Consider the following 18,867-nt stretch of genomic DNA (forward strand, 5'->3'; position numbering starts at 1 on the left):
CTAAAAAATAATACTTTCTATTGAATTACGATATTCTTATATCATTCGCATTTGCAACATCTGCATTGGCAATTGCGCCAGGTCCAGATAACATTTATGTTTTAATACAAAGTATTACCAATGGTAAATCTTATGGATTGGCAACTGTTTGTGGTTTAATTACAGGTTGTATTATTCATACCACATTACTTGCGTTTGGTGTTTCTGCAATAATAGCAGCCAATGAACATTTATTCTTTGGTATTAAATTGTTAGGTGCAATTTATCTTTTGTTTTTAGCTTTTAAAGTTTTTAAATCTGATAGTCAGTTGGATTTAGAATCTAATATTGCAACTAAAAAAAGTTTGAAACAATTGTTTGTTCAAGGTTTTTTTATGAATGTTCTCAATCCAAAAGTCACCATTTTCTTTTTAGCCTTTTTTCCTGGTTTTTTGTTTAGTGAAACGATGAGTACCGTTTGGCAGTTTTATATTTTGGGAGGACTCTTTATGTTGGTGTCTTTTGTGATTTTTTCATCAATTGCCTTGTTAGCCGGACAGATTAAAACCTATACCTTAAAACATAAAAATTCTGGATTGTTTTTAAAATGGCTTCAGATTGTGGTATTTGTTGGGATTGCAGTTTTTATTTTAATTTAGAAGAATCATTTAGGCTAATTATTATCTCCTTCAAATTTCATTTCGAATTCAATTTCAATTTCAATTAATGTATATTTGAACCAATGAATAAAGCGGTTAAAATAATAGAATGTCCAAGAGATGCCATGCAAGGCATTAAGGATTTTATACCTACAGAAAAGAAGGTACAGTATATTCAGTCGTTGCTTCGTGTAGGTTTTGATACTATTGATTTTGGTAGTTTTGTGTCTCCAAAAGCGATTCCGCAAATGGTAGATACTGCTGAAGTTTTAGCACAATTAGATTTGAGTAAAACAGAAAGTAAATTATTAGCTATTATTGCAAATACTAGAGGTGCAGCTGACGCTTCAATGCATAAAGAAATAGAGTATCTAGGCTTTCCGTTTTCAATTTCTGAAAACTTTCAAATGCGAAATACGCACAAAACGATTGCGCAATCTGTGGTTACATTGTCTGAAATATTAGAAATAGCAGATAAAAGTCATAAAGAAGTTGTGGTTTACATTTCTATGGGATTTGGAAATCCGTATGGTGATCCTTGGAATGTGGATATCGTTGGAGAGTGGACAGAACGTTTATCTAAAATGGGAGTTAAAATTTTATCATTAAGTGATACTATTGGAAGTTCTGATCCTGAAAATATTTCTTATTTATTTTCAAATTTAATTCCTGCCTATTCTAATATAGAGTTTGGTGCACATTTACATACCACACCAACCACATGGTTCGAAAAAATTGACGCAGCTTACCAAGCGGGTTGCAGACGTTTTGATGGTGCCATTCAAGGTTTTGGTGGTTGCCCAATGGCAAAAGATGATCTTACAGGTAATATGCCAACCGAAAAAATGCTATCGTATTTTACGCAAAAAAAAGCACATAATCTCAATGCCATGTGTTTTGAGAGTTCTTATAATGAAGCGACTAAGATTTTTAGTGCTTACCATTAACAAAAAAGTCCTAACAGTTTATGTTAGGACTTTTTTGAACTTAAAAAATGTAAATATTAGTTAAGAATTAACTTCTTAGAAACACTTTGATTTCCTGATGTTAATTGTACGACGTAAACTCCACTTTCTAAAGTGGTTAAATCTAAATTCTTTTTGAAAATTTTAGAAGTTTTAACTAAATTGGTTTCAAATACTTTTTGACCTAAAGTAGAAAATATGGAAACCGTATGTGTTGTATCACTCAGTTTACTTTCATCATAAACTAAATTAACGATCTTGTTTGTTGTAGGATTTGGGTAAATTAGTAATTGATTAGTAATGGTAAACTCATTAATACTTAAACTTTCCTGTTGGTTAGTATACACTTTTGTTATAGCATCACTGTTACTATTAAGACCCGTTAAAACAAAATCTAAATCTCCATCATTGTCATAATCAGACCAATCAGCAGCGCTAACGTATGTTCCGTAAATTCCTATTTCGGCATTTGTATCTTCTGTAAAATCTCCATTTGTATTTTTATAGAATTTAGCATAGGCATTGGTATTGGCATCTGCTCCAGATAGAAAAATATCTAAATCGCCATCATTATCATAATCTACAAAATTTGAAGTTCCCCAATAAAGTTGTCTTAATGTAACTGCAGTGTTTTCTGTAAAGTTTCCGGTACCGTCATTATTGTATAATATTGTAGAAGGTACATAAGCGGAATTAAAACCTGAAATTAATACATCCATATCTCCATCATTATCATAGTCAGCTGCACTAGACGTTGAGAAATATACATCAGCTAATATAGTAGTGCTTTCCGTAAAAACAGCAGCTCCGTTATTAAGATATAGTTTTGTTTCTGGAGCATAGCTACCACTAAATCCAGTAAGTAATACATCTATATGACCATCATTATTGGCATCAAAAATCGTTATATCATTGTAGGTACTTCCAAAAAAAGGAACATCAGCTTCTATAAAGTTACCGTCCAGATTCTGTAAATATAATTTTGCGATATAATTATAATTAGCATCAGAACCAGTAACTATTATATCACTTAGATCATCATTATTTAAATCTTCAATTTTCATTTTCCCATTGGATGTTCCAGGAATCGCTAAATCTTGTGTAGTATAAGAACCATTTCCGTCGCTTATATATAATATAGTGCTTTCTGTATTTTCAGCGTTTAATCCATTGATAATAAAGTCTGTAAATCCATCGTTGTTATAGTCTAATTTTCCAATTGATGAAAAATAAGAAGGATCAATAGTAATTGGTAATAGACCAATATTATCTGCTTGATAAGAATAGAGTGCAGAGTAAGCTTCATAATTGACATCATATCCAGAGATTAACAATTCATCGTTACCAGAGTTGTCTATATTTATCCACTTAGCTTCTCCGTATAAAATTCCTGTTAAGCTAACTTCGGTGTTTTCAATAAATTGTTGAGAAGTTGTGTATTGATTGTTTAATATGATGCAAATGGTTAAGAGTAATATTTTTTTCATAATATGTATATTTATTTAGACTAAATAAAAATAATTAAATAAGATTTAAAAAAACCATCTCTTTAGAGATGGATTTTTAAATAAAATTTAGATTTTTATAAATTTTAGATTAGTTATCGTTTTCTAATAACTCATACTGAAATTGAGGATAACCTCTTTCTCCAGTTTCACTTTCTACCGCTGTAAATCTTAACTTATAGTAATTGCTATCAGTATCTTTTACAATGTAATACCTATCTTCTCTTACTGAAGTTTCACCTGTCATGTAATCTACACTTCGCCAGCCACTACCAATAGTAGTACGATCTCCATAAACAAGACTAGATTCACTAATGTCACTGAAAGTAAAATTGGTATATGTTGGAGTTGTTTCATCTTCAACTGTAATTTGATATAAACTGGCACCTCCTAAAGTATTGTGTAATGTATAATCTGAATATGTTAAACCAGCGGCTAAAGTTCCCTGCAAACCATAAAAAGAGAATACTCCTCCTAAATCAAGATCCCAATTAGCAGATTGTGGTTCTACACTCACAATTTGTTCATTTGTTAAGCTTATAGCTGTTAGATTATAGCTACCATCTTTAGTTACGCTAATTTCAGAAAAATCATTAGTGTTAGAAAGTGAAGCATATTGAATAGTGTAACCGTTACCATCTGCTAATATTCTAACTTTCATGAAGCCTCTAGAGTCTCCTGTAGTGTTTATAGTACCGTTATTAGCTGTTGGGATTTCGTTTCCTAAATTTACAATATATACATTATTGTCGCTATCAGTGGTAGAAATTTGGTCAAAAGCAGTACCTGTTAATTCACCTTCTTTACTATCGGTAAAAGAAATACCAGCTTCTAAATTTCCGTATTGGTAATAATTTACGGGTAAGCCTTCCATTAACTCGGCAACCGTGTTAACAGTTATTGTAGTTGGAGTAAAAGTTTGATCTAATGCATTTAAAGTTAAAGGTGTGGTTAAAGTTGTTGTCTCAGAAACCGTTGTGATGTCAGTAATTCCTTCTAATTCTGCAGCAGAGACTAATAATGAATTATTAAGATACACTCTATTTTGAGAACCGTTATATACGGCAATTTCCCATGAATCTCGTTGAGAAGTTACTTGTGTACCAGTACTTAAATCTACATAGACACGGTTTGGTTGATTAAATCCTCCAACTTGAGGATCTATAATACCACCAGAAGCAGGAGGAGTTACAGGTGTTGAAACATCATCATCACTGCTACAACTTGTAAAAAGCGTAACACAGATAAATAGGATTAAAGTAAAAGACTTGTTTGTCATAATTGTTAGTGTTTAAAGTTTAAATTATATGAAAGTTTTAAAAAATAAGATCGGCCATTACCGATTAATTGAGATGTTGATGTTGAGCTTGTATGCGCTCCAGATGAGGCAGCAGTATTTATATTTACAACATCAAAAATATTTCTAGCTCCGAGAGTGGCTACTAGTTTAGAGTTTATTTGAGTTCGGATAGAGGCATTTAACCACGTAAATGATTCTGTAATGCCAATGAATTGTTCTCCATCATTATTATTAAATATACCTTGAGTTTCTCCAGTATACTTTAATTGAGCAGAAACAGTTGAGTTCCATTTTTTTATTTTATATGCTAATGACGTTTGTAAATTTAGACTCCATAAATAATCATCATTACCAGTTTCATTTTCTTGAATTTCATTTTTAACTCCAAGATATGTTCCACCTAGACCTATGTTCCAGTTTTTATAAATAAAACTGTTATCTAATGTAAAACCTAATCGGTTACTATAATCAATATTGTCTTGTGTAAATAGCGTTGTACCATTATCATCTTCTGCTGTTATGCTAGCAATTGCATCCTTTAAATAGATATGAAAAAAGTTAAAACTGGTATTTAAATAGCCTTCTTTAGCAATCTTAAAGTTATCTTTTAGATTCACAAATACAGAGATACCATCTTCAGGTTCTAGGTCTGGATTTCCTTGCACATTATGATTAGCATCTACAAAGTAAAAGAAAAGCTCTTCAAAATTTGGAGCTCTATATGCTGAGCCAACGACAGCTTTAAGTTTTAATTTTTCTGAAAAATCATAATTAGAAGATAAAGACCAAATTAAATGATTGTTAAATTGAGAGCTATGTGTAAATCTCGCACCAGGATTAATAGATAATTTTTTTGTTGGTTGTAGTTCAGTAATACCAAATAATTCATAATTTGTTATGGTGTTTTTCACAACTTCATTTGAGTAAGCTCCTGTAGCGTTGGCATCAAAACCAGATTGATTGGTAAATTCATATCCTAGTTGAAGATCTATAAATTTACTTTTAGAGATTATACTGTTTACAAAAGCTTTAGAATACCATACATCACTTGATTGACTTAAGGCATCTGTTTCTACAGATTGAGTTGTTTGTTCTAAAATGTTGTAAATTAATTCTTTATAATGGCGTTTTTGATTCTGATAAGAAAATGAAAAATTATATTTTGTTGCACCATTAAGAGGTCCTGCAACATTTATATTATTGACCCATCTATTAGTAGCGTAATTTTGATCTAAAGCCGTGGGATTAAGTCTTCCATTTTCATATCTACCATTTACAATTTTATTATAAATGTCTAAATCTTCATTGAAGTACTGTAATTTATAAAAGATATTATGCTTGCCTAAATTCAAATCAATATTAGCTGATGCTGTTATTTGTTCTTTAGGATTCCATTCTGTTCCTCTTAAACTATCATTAACAACAATATTATCTTGAATATTTACATAGTTCTGACCTTTATAACCGTTATAATAACCTGCAAAATCATTTCGAGCAAGACCAAAAGAATATGATAATTTTTCATTAACCTGATTAATAGCTCTGAAATTTTGGATGTGTTTACCTTCATCAAAAAACTCAAATTCATTACCTACAGTTTCTTCCTGAAGTGATAACTGAAGTTGCCATCCTTCATCCTTTAATCCTCTTTTAGTAATAATATTAATGACACCTGCAACAGCATTATCTCCATATAACACACCCATTGAGCCTTCAACAATTTCTACACGTTCTACATCATCAATATTTATTTGAGAGATATCTATATTGTTTCCAAGACCATTATCGCTAATTATAGGAATGCCATCTACTAATATTTTTACATATTGACCATCTAGACCAAACAAACTAACGGTTGAGCGTCCCGTAGAAGCATCTGGATTAACTGTAATGTTTAGATTATTGAATAAGATATCTGCAAGATTTGAACCAGCGACATTGTCAATGTCTTTTCTACTGATAGTGCCTACTGTAAATAGTTTTTTACTTACAGACATCACATTGGTTTCTCCAACAACGACAACTTCCTTTAATTTTTCAGTTGTAACACTGTCCTTTTCTTTTTCTTGAGCTCCTAAGGTGGAACTTAAAAAAAGTAAAAAATAAATTAGATTTTTATTTTTAATTAGACTCATTCTATATAAATTTGTCGCAAATATATAATCTTATTTTAATTCATTCTAAATAAGAATAGTTTTTTTTAATTTTTTTCAAATCACAATAATAAAATCTAACAGATGAAGAAATTCGTTCCAGTACTATCTATTATTCTAGCATTCTCTTTAAGTGCAAATGCTCAAAAGAAAAAGACACAAGATCAAGAATCCATTAAAGAAATGTGTGGTTGTTTTGAGGTGACATTTAATTTTACCGAAACTTTCAATTACAGTAATGATTCGCTTTATAGACCTTCAGAAACTAAGGTAGACAAAGGGTTAGAATATGCATTGGCTATTGAAGATGAGGATAATAAAATTTCTATTCAACACTTACTACAAGTAGGAAGACCAGATGATCCAATGATTATTAAACATTGGAGACAAGATTGGTTGTTTGAGAATCAAGATTTCTATATGTATAACGGTGATAATAACTGGACGTTTGAAAAAAAATCTAAAGACGACGTAAAAGGGCAATGGACACAAAAAGTGTATCAAGTAGATGATAGTCCACGTTACGAAGGCTCTGGAACTTGGGTTCATGTAGATGGTAAAAACTATTGGGAAAATATAACGACAGCACCATTGCCAAGGCGTGAATACACTAAGCGTAGTGATTACAACATAACATTAAGAGGTAACCGTCATGAAATTACTAACTTTGGTTGGGTACATGATCAAGACAACGAAAAAGTAGTACGTGTAGCAGGTTCTGAAGATATAATTTTAGCTAAAGAAAAAGGTTACAATACTTATAAAAGAGTTGATGAAAGCAGATGTCAGGCTTCAAAAGATTGGTGGATAGCACAAGAAGGAAAATGGAAATTGGTAAGATCTAAATGGGATGATGTGTATGGAAGAGATAAAGATTTAACATTAGCGGAAAAAGTTGATAATAAAGTATTGTACAAATACTTATTTGATGATAAAATTATAGAAACAAAAGAAATCAATAGTATTATAGAATCTTTTGTAAAATAAGATTAAAAACAAACATTTATACATGAAAACAATTAAGACTGTAGTAGTATTACTTCTTGTCATATTGGCATTACCTGCTTTTGCCCAGAATAAGAAGAACGAAAATATCTTTTTAAATCGTGATTATTGGGGAACAAAACCAAGTGTAGAAACGGTTAAAGCAATGATAAAAGAAGGGAATAATCCTTCAGAATTAAACGGATCTAGTTTTGATGCTGTTGTTTTTGCAACGTTACAAGACACACCATTAGAAACCATTAAATTTCTTTTAGCTCAAAAAGGTAATGATGTAAACAAACTGACGCATGATGGTAGAACATACATTTTTTGGGCAGCATATAGTGGTAACGATGAATTAGTTAAATACCTTTTAAAAACAGGAGCTAAAACAGATATTACGGATGATAAAGGAAGTTCTATAATTAATTTTGCAGCTTCAGCAGGACAACAAAACACTAAAGTTTATGACCTTATTTTAGAAAAAGGAGTAAACTTAAAAACAGACTTAACACCAAGTGGTGCAAATGCTTTATTATTAGCTGCACCAAGTGATAAGGATTTTAAACTTGTATCTTATTTTCAATCTAAAGGATTAGATATTAAAAGTGTTGATAAAAATGGAGACGGAATTTTTAATTATACAACGAAAACCGGTCATATTGATGCTTTAAAATCTCTTGTAAATAAAGGATTAATAGGTACAGATCAAGCTTTTATTTTTGCAGCTAATGGAGCAAGAAGATCATCTAATGGAATAGAGGTTTATGAGTATTTAGAAAGTATTGGTTTAAATCCAAATACAACAAATAAAGAAGGAGTATCACCGTTACATGTCTTAGCGTCAAGAAGTAAAAATGTAAACATCATTAAGTATTTGCTCAATAAAGGATTAGATGTTAACCAAAAAGATCACAAAGGAAATACACCTTTTATTAATGCTGCTTCTGGTAATAATTTAGAAGTTATAAAGGTATTGGCTTCAAGTTTAAAAGATATAAACGATACAAATAAAAAAGGGCAAACAGCTTTAAGTTTGGCTGTTGCTGGCAACGATGTAGATGTTGTAGCTTTCTTAATTGAGAATAAAGCTAAAACAACTTTATTAGATACAGACGGAAATAACTTAGCATACTATCTAATTGATTCTTATTCAGAAAGAAACAAAAAGCAATTTTACAGTAAAAAAGAGTTCTTGAATATGAGTAAAGTAGATTTAACTGCTACTCAAAAAAATGGAAACACATGGTTTCATTTAGCTGCCGAAAAAAATAGTTTGGAGTTATTAAAAATTGCACTAGAGATGAAACAAGATATCAATGCTAAAAATAATGAAGGCAATACAGCATTGCATTTAGCGGCTCTAAAAGCTAAAGATGACAGTGTTTTAAAATTTCTTTTAGAAAACGGTGCTAAGAAAGATATTGTAACAGATTTTGAAGAGTCTGCTTACGACTTAGCTAAAGAGAACGAGTTATTAGCTAAGAATAATGTCTCAGTTGAATTTTTAAAGTAATATAATTTTAAATATGAAGAATATAAAACTTATAATTTTAGTCTTTACTATAGCTTTTGGCTTAGTATCTTTTAATACCTTATCTGAATCTTCAAAGTATAAATGTATGATTCAAATGACGAATTATACAGGTGAAGGCGCCTATATTGTAATTTCATTATTAAACCCAGAAGGAGAATATGTAGAAACCCTTAATGTTATTGGAGATGATGACGAATGGTATAACACCATTGAGTCTTGGTGGGATTTTTACGGTAAAAAGCGAAACGATATCGATGCTATTACAGGAGCAACGGTAAGTGGAGGTCAGCGTACAATAAATGTTATTGAAATAGATAACGATAAATTAGACAAAGGCTATAAACTTCGCTTTGAATCTGCAGTTGAAGATCAAGAATATTACCAAAGTGATGTCGAATTAGAGTTAACTTCTGAAAGTGTGAAATCTAAAGTTGAAGGCAAAGGATTTATCCGTTATATACGTATGATGCCTCAATAAAAGCAATGCAAATGACCCTTTCTATTTGGAGATTTAGTCACCTTATGTTGGCTTTGGTGTCTTCTCTTTTTATTGTTTTAGCTTCCGTAACTGGTACCATTTTGGCTTTCGAGCCTATTTCTAATCAGTTGGAATCTTATCAAATTAATGAGGACACAACTTTAGCCACAACGATAGAAAGTTTAACTAATAACTATGACGAAATTATTACCATCTCAACGGATGAAAATGATTTTGTCATAGCGTCGGTTATTACAAAGGAAGGTGATAGTGAAACTTTTTACATCAACCCAGAAACAGGGGAGAAGTTAGGTGAGCTTATTGAAAAATCACCACTTTTTAAGTTTACCACTAATTTACACCGTTCTTTATTTCTAAAATCTACAGGACGTTTTATTGTAGGTTTGGTGTCGTTCTTTTTAATCTTAATGGCTATTACAGGTTTGGTTTTAATCGCCAAAAGACAAGGAGGAATTCGTCGGTTTTTCTCTAAAATAGTTAATGAAAATTTTGAACAATATTATCACGTAGAATTAGGACGTTGGTTTCTAATTCCTGTGATTATTGTAGCCTTAACAGGTGTTTATTTATCATTAGAAAAGTTTTCCCTTTTACCAGAATCAAATATTACGCATACTTACCCCGAAGATGTATCTGAGGATATTGATAAAATACCATTTTCAGATTTTGAAGTTTTTAAGTCTACACCAATTTCTGAAGTTGAAAATTTAGAATTTCCTTTTTCTGATGATGTAGAAGATTACTTTTTTATCACATTAAAAGATAGAGAACTTTTAGTCAATCAGGTTTCTGGCGAAATTGTAAGCGAACAACGGTATCCTTTGGTTCATATGTTATCGCAATGGAGTTTGTTTCTGCATACAGGCCAAGGCACTATTTTATGGGCTATTGTTTTAGCATTGGTTGGTGTTGTCTTGTTATTCTTTATTTATTCTGGTTTTGCTATGACTTTAAAACGTCAGAAATCGAAAGTGAAAATTAAGAATAAATTTAAAAAAGAAGACGCAGAATATATTGTTCTAGTAGGTTCAGAAACAGGAAGTACATTTCGTTTTGCAACCTTATTTTACAAAGCTTTATTAGCGGGAGGAAAGAAAGCTTATATCACCGAATTAAATCAATATACAACATATCATAAAGCAAAAGAACTCATCATTTTTACAGCAACTTACGGAGAAGGAGATGCACCAATAAATGCAACTAAATTTGAAAAGTTATTGGGAACAATTGAAAATTCTAAGCTAAATTATTCAGTAGTAGGTTTTGGTTCTTTATTATATCCTGAATATTGTAAATACGCAGAAGCAGTTGATGAGCTGCTAAATGTGCATCCAAATTTTAATCGAAAATTAGAATTAATAAAAATCAATAATCAATCTTTTGAAGCATTAAGAAATTGGGTTTTACAATGGAATACCGTTTCTAATCAAGATCTAATTATCACACAACCAACGGAGAAATTAAATTCAAAATATACACGAACGTTTAAAGTGGTAAAACGAACGGAGTTAAATATAGATGATACTTTCTTGTTGCAGTTAAGGCCATTAAAGAAGATTAAATTTCAGTCGGGTGATTTATTAGCATTTAAGCCTAATGAAGATGAAGCTGCCAGAGAATATTCAATTGCCAAAGTAGAAGGAGATATTCTTTTAAGTATTAAAAAACATGAAAAAGGACTGTGTTCTACCTATTTAAGTACATTAAATAACGCTGATACTATTACAGCAACGATAAGTGAAAATAAAGATTTTCACTTACCTGCTAAAACAAAAGACGTCATTTTAATAGCCAACGGAACCGGTATTGCGCCATTTCTTGGGATGATTAACGACAATAAAAAACAGAAAAATATACACTTGTTTTGGGGAGGACGAACCAAGGCATCTTTAAAGTTGTATGCTGGTTTATTAGAAGAGGCAAAAAAGCAAGATAAACTAAACCAATTGCAAACAGCATTTTCTCAAGAACAAGCAGAGAAAATTTACGTCCAAGATCTTTTAATTCAAAATAAAGAATTTATTGCAAAGCACTTACAGCAAAATGGAGTAGTCATGATTTGTGGGGCTATAGCCATGCAGAATCGTGTTTTAGAAGTCTTAAATAATATTACCACAAAACAACTCAACAAACCATTAAGTGCGTTTGAAAGTAACGGGCAAATTAAAATGGATTGTTATTAAAGAAACAATATATGTGCAAAAGTGTAAAAGTATTATCTAAAGTTAATAGTGGTGAGTTATTGTTTTGTGAAGACTGTGAACTGTTTCATTTAGCATTCAATAATTTATTTTTTGTTCTTAATTATGACGAGTTAGAACGTCTAAAAGTTTATATGGAAGATATAGACATTGAATATTGGGAAGATAAGTATGAAAATGCAACGGTAAGGAGAAAAATACCACTGCCTTCTACACAAGAAAACTTGGTTATTATGTTTAGTAGGCAAGAGCTAAAAGAACTAAAAACGTTGTTAAGCTTCAATGATTATGAAGAGAGTAATTTTATAAAATTTCTGAGTGTAGATGATATTGATTATCATCTAATCTTAAATTAAGATGGAGGATATTAGATTAATTTATGGCAATTATTTAGGAATTACTTTTTTCTTAAAGCGAGGAACATTAATTCCTACAAATAAAGTACAGTTGGTATTTAATAAGTGTGTTTTTGAGTTTACCAATGAAGAGTTAGTTATTTGTTATCACACAATAAAGAACGCTTTAAAAACCTTATCGAGTAATAGTAGAATAGCCAAAAAGAACGTTATTACTGTGGTCTTTCCTATTAAAAAGGATAAAGAATTTTACTTTATGTTCCAGGAATTAAAAGCTTTGGAGGATTTAATAAAAGGGACATTATTCAGCTTAAATTATAAAACTATTTTTAATCCCATATCAAATCATTGAAACTTTATTTAAATTTAATCTAAATAAAGTTTGTAAAATCTAAAATCTAACTTAAATTTGTGGCTTCAATCTAAATCTATTTGTAATTAGTCTAAATAAAGGCTTAAAAAAAATTAAAATGAAAAGAATTGCGTTAAGTTTATTTGTTATAGGAGCCTTATTCACATCATGTGAAAGTGATGATGATAATGGTGGAAATGGAGAATCACAAATTGAAACACCAGCAACCTATCAATTTGAAAGAAATGGTAACACAACCGTGAGTTATGGCGGACAGACCACACGTATAGAAATGGGTGAAGAATTTGTATCGTCTCTTAGTGATAATACAAAATCAGAAGTAGAATTAGATGGACTTTTTACAAATACCGGTAATTATTTCTCTACTTCAGAATTAAATGAGTCAGGTAAAGATATAAGAAGTAAAACAGCAGCTTCAACAGATTATTTTTCTGCTAACACAACAGATGCAATAGCTATAAAAGCACAATTTGATACTTGGATCGCTAGTCAAGTTAGTGAAGTATTTCCTAATTGGGATATTGATGCTGTTGCTGGTACTGCAGGTAAAATTCAACAAGCAGGTGGCGGTTCTACGCGTTATGTGAGTGCAAAAGGTATAGAATATAACCAAGTTATAGCTAAAGGATTAATTGGAGGTTTAATGTCAGATCAGATACTAAACAATTATTTAAGTCCTGCGGTTTTAGATGCTGGTGATAATATTAGTAATAATGATAATGATGTGTTGGACGGTTCTAGTAACTATACATCAATGGAACATAAATGGGATGAAGCATTTGGTTATTTATATGGAACTGATGATGCTTTAGCTCCACAGTTAGATGCAGATAGCTTTTTAAATAAATATTTATCTCGTGTAGAAGGTGATGAGGATTTTGCTGGTATTGCTGAAGATATTTACAATGCTTTTAAATTAGGAAGAGCGGCAATTGTAGCTAAAAATTACACTATTAGAGATCAACAAGCTAATATCATTAAAGAAAAAGTATCAATGGTTATTGGTGTTAGAGCTGTACATTATTTACAAGGAGGTAAAGCAGGTTTAGGATCTGATTATGCATCTGCGTTTCATGATTTATCTGAAGGTTTAGGTTTTGTTTACAGTTTACAGTTTACACGTCAGCCAGGAACGGATAGTCCATATTTGTCAAAGTCTGAAGTTGATACATTTATGTCTCAGTTAACCGCAGGTAATGGGTTTTGGGATGTAACAACAGAAACATTAGATGAGATATCAGAAGATATAGCATCACGTTTTAATTTTACTGTTGATGAAGCAGCAAATTAATATTTTAAAGTAGAAATAGTATAGCATAAGCTTTCATTAGGATGAAAGCTTATGCTTATTTATCTTTGCACCCGAAAATTAATAATTATGTTAAAAAAAGTATTTATTCTCTTTACAATAGCAATGGTGGTTATTGCATGTAGTTCTACAGATGATTCCAATGGATCAGGCACTAATGATGGCTTTAATAGAACAGAGTTACTAACCAACGTAGCTGATAATCTTATTGTACCAGCATTTCAGGATTTACAAACTAAATTATCTGCTTTAGATGCGGCTAACGAGAGTTTTGTTACTAATAAATCTGTTACAAATTTAGAATTGTTAAGTGATGCTTGGTTAGATGCCTATAAAGTTTGGCAACATGTTCAAATATATAATTTAGGTGAAGCAGATAATCTTGGAGGAGGTGAGCGTGGTTTTGTAAGTTTCTTTAATATTTATCCGGTTACTGTAGCTGATATTGAAAATGGAGCTAATACAGGAAATTATGATCTAAATACAGCAAATTACCATGATGCACAAGGTTTTCCTGCTTTAGACTTCTTAATACATGGTGTCGCAACAGGAGATGCATTACCAATAGATAAGTTTATTACTAATAGTGACTCTAATGGCTACACAACATATTTAACAGATGTTATTACACAAATGATAACCTTAAATGATGCCATAGTTAATAGTTGGGAATCTGGTTACAGAGATACATTTATAGACAACACAGATAGTGGTGTTAATGGTTCTTTCAATAAATTAGCTAATGATTTAATCTATTCTTATGAAAAAGATTTTAGAGCACAAAAAGTAGGAATTCCTGCAGGTGTTTTTTCAAATGGAGGATCACTTCCTGAAACTGTTGAAGCATTTTATAAAAAAGATGTTTCTAAAGAATTGGCCTTAGAAGCTTTAATAGGAATAGAAAATTTATTCAATGGTGTTGGTTATGCAAGCACAACTACAGGTTCTTCTCTAAATACATATTTAGAGTTTTTAGATAGAGCAGATTTAGTCATAGAAATTAATAATCAATTTACAGCTGCCAAAAATGCTATTAATGGTTTAAATGAAAACTTTTACCAACAAACAATAGACAATAATGCACAAATGACGGCTGCCTATGATATCATACAAGCTGCAATTCCGAAATTAAAAGTAGACATGAAACAAGCTTTAAATTTTGTGATTGATTATGTAGATGGTGATGGTGACTAATTTATCATAAAAATGAAATAAAAGAGGTTGTCTAATGGCAACCTCTTTTTGTATTACATATTAAATGCAAACAAAACTAAAATCATATTTAAACCGTACAACTAGCGCAGCACCTTTAGCTGTTTTTAGAATAGGTTTTGGTGCTATGATGTTAGCTAGTATCATTAGGTTTTGGTCATTGGGTTGGATAGATAAGCTCTATTTACAACCAAAATTTCAGTTTTCTTATTATGGTTTTGAGTGGATAAAACCAATAGGGAATTATACCTATCTATTGTTTGCAATAGCTGGTTTGGCAGCACTCTTTGTGCTCATTGGTTTTAAATACAGAATTGCCGTTATTACATTTTTTCTGAGTTTTACTTATATAGAATTGATGGATAAAACCACCTATCTTAATCACTACTATTTTATAAGTGTATTGAGCTTTTTAATGTGTTTTTTACCAGCTAATGCCTACTTTTCTTTGGATGCATTCATCAAAAAAACACAATATAAGCAAATACCAAAATGGACTATAGATAGTATAAAACTATTACTTGGTATGGTCTATTTTTATGCTGGCTTGGCCAAATTAAATAGCGATTGGTTGTTTAAAGCAATGCCATTAAAAATCTGGTTACCATCTAAATACGATATTCCAATTATTGGAGAAACTTTAATGCATAAGGAATGGTTTCATTTTGCCATGAGTTGGTCTGGTATGTTATACGATTTAGCAATTCCTTTTTTATTATTGTATAAAAAAACGAGAACAGTTGCCTTTATCATAGTTATAATATTTCATGTGTTTACTAGAATATTATTCCCTATAGGTATGTTTCCGTATATAATGATTGTGTCAACTTTAATATTTTTTGATGCCAATATTCACGAAAAAATATTGAACGTTTTTAGAAAGGGAATTAGTCTTCTAAAATTAAAAGCAACAGAACTCAATACTCAAGTTTATAACTATTCTAATCGAAAAATTAGTATTCCAATTCTCGTTGTGTTTTTTACTTTACAATTGGCAATGCCTTGGCGCTATTTATTGTATCCAAACGAATTATTTTGGACAGAAGAAGGCTATCGATTTTCTTGGAGAGTGATGCTAATGGAAAAAGCAGGTTATGCTAATTTTAAAATTGTAAATAGCGAGACTAATGATTTTTTCTATGTGAATAATCTCGATTTTTTAACACCATTTCAGGAAAAACAAATGAGTTTTCAGCCTGATTTTATTTTAGAATATGCACATTATTTAGGTGATCATTTTAAAAGTCAAGGCCATGAGAATGTTCAAGTTTTTGTAGAATGTTTTGCCGCTCTAAACGGAAGAATGAGTCAACCCTATATTGACCCTAAAATAGATTTATACAATGAAAAAGAATCGTTTAACCATAAAAAATGGATATTACCATTCAATGATGAAATTAAAGGTTTATAACACATTACTCGTTTTATTTATTGCAATGACTACTGTTTTAGCTCAGAATAAAGTATCAGGAGTTGTTACAGATAAAGCATCAAATAAGACATTAGCTAACGTAGAAATATTTGAAAAATCGTCTGGTGTATTAGCTAAGACAAACACTGATGGTTATTATGAGTTTACAACAAATAAGAAGACGATAACATTGGTTTTTTTCTCTTATGAATTTCAAGTGGCAGAAATTCAATTGACAATAGCTACAGACACAACAATTAATCAACAACTTGAAGCTTTAGGAGAACAATTATCAGCTGTAGAAATTACAGCAAGAAAATCTAAAGTATTTGAATTAAGCAGATTAAAAGATGTAGAAGAAACCGCTATTTACGCAGGTAAAAAAACGGAGGTTATTCTTGTAGATCAGTCTATGGCAAATTTAGCATCTAATAATGCTAGACAGATTTTTAGTCAGGTGGCAGGTTTAAATATTTTTCAGAATGATGATGCAGGTTTGCAATTAAATATTGGTGGTAGAGGCTTAGATCCAAATAGAACGTCTAATTTTAATACAAGGCAAAACGGTTACGATATTAGTGCAGATGTTTTAGGATATCCTGAGAGTTATTACACACCAGCATCAGAAGCTTTAGAGCAAATACAAGTGGTGCGTGGAGCAGCATCTTTACAGTATGGAACACAATTTGGAGGGCTTATTAATTTTAAAATAAAATCGCCTAATCCTAATAAACCTATTGAGTTCTTAACCAGAAATACATTAGGAAGTAATGGACTATATACCAACTTTACAAGCTTAAGTGGTACCAAAGATAAGTTTAGTTATTACACCTATTTCAATTATAAAAAAGGAGATGGATTTAGACCAAACTCAGAATTCGAATCTAAAAATGCGTTTATCCATTTGGGCTACCAATTATCCGATAAAACTAAACTTACAGGCGAGTTAACATATCTGCGTTATTTAGCACAGCAAGCAGGTGGTTTAAGTGATGCTATGTTTAATGAAGATGCTTTTCAAAGTAACAGATTACGAAATTGGTTCCAAGTAGATTGGTTGCTTTATAATTTTAAACTAGCGCATAAATTTTCTGAGAAAACTAACTTTACATTTAATTTCTTTGGACTAAACGCAGAACGTAATGCTTTAGGGTTTAGAACAAATCGTCAGGATATACCAGATAATTTTGCAGAGCGTGATTTAATAATTGGTGAGTATAATAATTTTGGTTTTGAAGCGAGGTTACTTAATAAGTACAAGTTATTTGGTAAGGATGCAACAGGTTTAATAGGTACTAAATTCTATAAAGCAGATAATACATCTATTCAAGGTCCAGGAAGTGATGGTATTGGACCAGATTTTGAATTACAGACAGATGACTTCCCTAATTATGGAAATCAATCTAACTTTAGTAATCCAAACCTTAACGTTGCTATTTTTGGAGAAAACATATTTTATTTAAACGATAAATGGTCAATAACACCAGGATTTAGGTTAGAATATATAAAAACTGAAAGTGATGGGTTTTCTAAACGTATTAATTTAGATGGAGCTGGAAATGTGATATTAAATGAAACAGAATTTTCAGATGAGTTAAACGAACGTTCTTTTGTATTGTTTGGATTGGGTACAAGTTATAAACCCAATGATAATTTAGAATTTTATGCTAACGCTTCTCAAAATTATAGATCTGTAACATTCTCTGATATTAACTTAGTGAATCCAAATTTTAGTGTAAGACCTTTAGTTGATGAAACAGGTTTAACTGGTGATTTTGGTTTTAGAGGAACTTTAAAAGAGGCAATTTCGTTTGATATTAGTGCTTTTAGTCTGTTCTATAATGATAGAATTGGGATTACGTTAGAAGTGCAAAATGATAATAGTGTTAGAAAAGTAAGAGACAATATTGGTGATGCTTTTATTGTTGGCTTAGAATCTTTAATAGATTTTGATCTCAACAAACTTTTTATAAACGATAGTAAATATAGATTCAACTATTTTATAAATACGTCTGTCATTCATTCAGAATACGTACAATCTGACGAATCAGGGATTGAAGGTAATCAAGTTGAATTTGTACCACAATTAAACATAAAAACAGGTTTACGTTTTGCTTATGAGAATTTACAAGCAAGTATTCAGTATACATATTTGTCTGAGCAATTTTCTGATGCACCCAATTCTAGTAGTGATCCTTTAGGTAGCTCTGGAATCATTGGTTTAATTCCTTCTTATGATATTTTAGACCTTTCGTTATCCTATCAATACAAACAATTTAAATTAGAAACAGGAATCAATAACGTTTTAGATAATACTTATTTTACACGAAGAGCAACAGGATATCCTGGACCAGGGATTTTGCCATCACCACCAAGAAATTGGTATACAACTTTAGAAATTAAACTTTAGTTAAAGGATAGTAG

The 18,867-nt window shown here is 30.9% G+C and carries 15 protein-coding genes; 12 read left to right on the forward strand and 3 right to left on the reverse strand.

The window, feature by feature from the left end; genetic code table 11:
* Positions 1–20 precede the first annotated feature (20 nt).
* Entirely contained in the window at positions 21–638 is a 618-nt protein-coding gene (locus HM981_RS08575) for a LysE family translocator (protein WP_179338380.1), read from the forward strand.
* An 83-nt stretch (positions 639–721) separates the two neighbouring features.
* On the forward strand, positions 722–1,585 hold the full coding sequence (locus HM981_RS08580; protein WP_179338381.1) for a hydroxymethylglutaryl-CoA lyase: 864 nt from the start codon (positions 722–724) through the stop codon (positions 1,583–1,585).
* A 56-nt stretch (positions 1,586–1,641) separates the two neighbouring features.
* Here the strand turns inward: HM981_RS08580 and HM981_RS08585 are convergent, their stop codons facing one another.
* The 3 genes from HM981_RS08585 to HM981_RS08595 all read right to left on the reverse strand — a co-directional run bounded on the left by HM981_RS08585 (position 1,642) and on the right by HM981_RS08595 (position 6,543).
* Positions 1,642–3,090: a T9SS type A sorting domain-containing protein gene (locus tag HM981_RS08585; protein WP_179338382.1), complete on the reverse strand. Its 1,449-nt coding sequence runs from the start codon at positions 3,088–3,090 to the stop codon at positions 1,642–1,644.
* A 109-nt stretch (positions 3,091–3,199) separates the two neighbouring features.
* Positions 3,200–4,387, reverse strand: coding sequence for an HmuY family protein (locus HM981_RS08590; protein WP_179338383.1), 1,188 nt, complete (start codon positions 4,385–4,387; stop codon positions 3,200–3,202).
* Between the two features lie 5 nt (positions 4,388–4,392).
* A complete protein-coding gene (locus HM981_RS08595) occupies positions 4,393–6,543 on the reverse strand; it encodes a TonB-dependent receptor plug domain-containing protein (protein ID WP_179338384.1) in 2,151 nt (716 codons plus the stop codon).
* A 102-nt stretch (positions 6,544–6,645) separates the two neighbouring features.
* Here HM981_RS08595 and HM981_RS08600 point away from each other — a divergent pair, with 102 nt between their 5' ends.
* From HM981_RS08600 to HM981_RS08645, 10 genes are all read left to right on the forward strand, one after another.
* Complete coding sequence (locus HM981_RS08600; protein WP_179338385.1) at positions 6,646–7,548, forward strand: DUF6607 family protein; 903 nt, start codon at positions 6,646–6,648, stop codon at positions 7,546–7,548.
* Between the two features lie 22 nt (positions 7,549–7,570).
* A complete protein-coding gene (locus HM981_RS08605) occupies positions 7,571–9,061 on the forward strand; it encodes an ankyrin repeat domain-containing protein (RefSeq protein WP_179338386.1) in 1,491 nt (496 codons plus the stop codon).
* A 13-nt stretch (positions 9,062–9,074) separates the two neighbouring features.
* On the forward strand, positions 9,075–9,560 hold the full coding sequence (locus HM981_RS08610) for a DUF2271 domain-containing protein (protein ID WP_179338387.1): 486 nt from the start codon (positions 9,075–9,077) through the stop codon (positions 9,558–9,560).
* A gap of 11 nt (positions 9,561–9,571) precedes the next feature.
* Positions 9,572–11,764, forward strand: a complete 2,193-nt coding sequence (locus HM981_RS08615; RefSeq protein WP_179338388.1) for a PepSY domain-containing protein — start codon at positions 9,572–9,574, stop codon at positions 11,762–11,764.
* An 11-nt stretch (positions 11,765–11,775) separates the two neighbouring features.
* A complete protein-coding gene (locus HM981_RS08620) occupies positions 11,776–12,138 on the forward strand; it encodes a DUF6686 family protein (RefSeq protein WP_179338389.1) in 363 nt (120 codons plus the stop codon).
* Position 12,139: 1 nt separating this feature from the next.
* On the forward strand, positions 12,140–12,490 hold the full coding sequence (locus HM981_RS08625) for a hypothetical protein (protein WP_179338390.1): 351 nt from the start codon (positions 12,140–12,142) through the stop codon (positions 12,488–12,490).
* A gap of 118 nt (positions 12,491–12,608) precedes the next feature.
* Positions 12,609–13,802 (forward strand): DUF4856 domain-containing protein, encoded by a 1,194-nt coding sequence (locus HM981_RS08630; RefSeq protein ID WP_179338391.1) that lies wholly within the window; start codon positions 12,609–12,611, stop codon positions 13,800–13,802.
* Between the two features lie 87 nt (positions 13,803–13,889).
* Positions 13,890–15,014: an imelysin family protein gene (locus HM981_RS08635; protein WP_179338392.1), complete on the forward strand. Its 1,125-nt coding sequence runs from the start codon at positions 13,890–13,892 to the stop codon at positions 15,012–15,014.
* Between the two features lie 64 nt (positions 15,015–15,078).
* On the forward strand, positions 15,079–16,443 hold the full coding sequence (locus tag HM981_RS08640) for an HTTM domain-containing protein (RefSeq protein ID WP_179338393.1): 1,365 nt from the start codon (positions 15,079–15,081) through the stop codon (positions 16,441–16,443).
* Complete coding sequence (locus HM981_RS08645) at positions 16,376–18,853, forward strand: TonB-dependent receptor domain-containing protein (protein ID WP_449489495.1); 2,478 nt, start codon at positions 16,376–16,378, stop codon at positions 18,851–18,853. The genes HM981_RS08640 and HM981_RS08645 overlap by 68 nt, the downstream gene beginning before the upstream one ends.
* The last annotated feature ends 14 nt before the right edge of the window (positions 18,854–18,867 follow it).

Origin of the sequence: Winogradskyella ludwigii (assembly GCF_013403985.1) — a bacterium.
GTDB classification, from domain to species: Bacteria; Bacteroidota; Bacteroidia; order Flavobacteriales; family Flavobacteriaceae; genus Winogradskyella; species Winogradskyella ludwigii.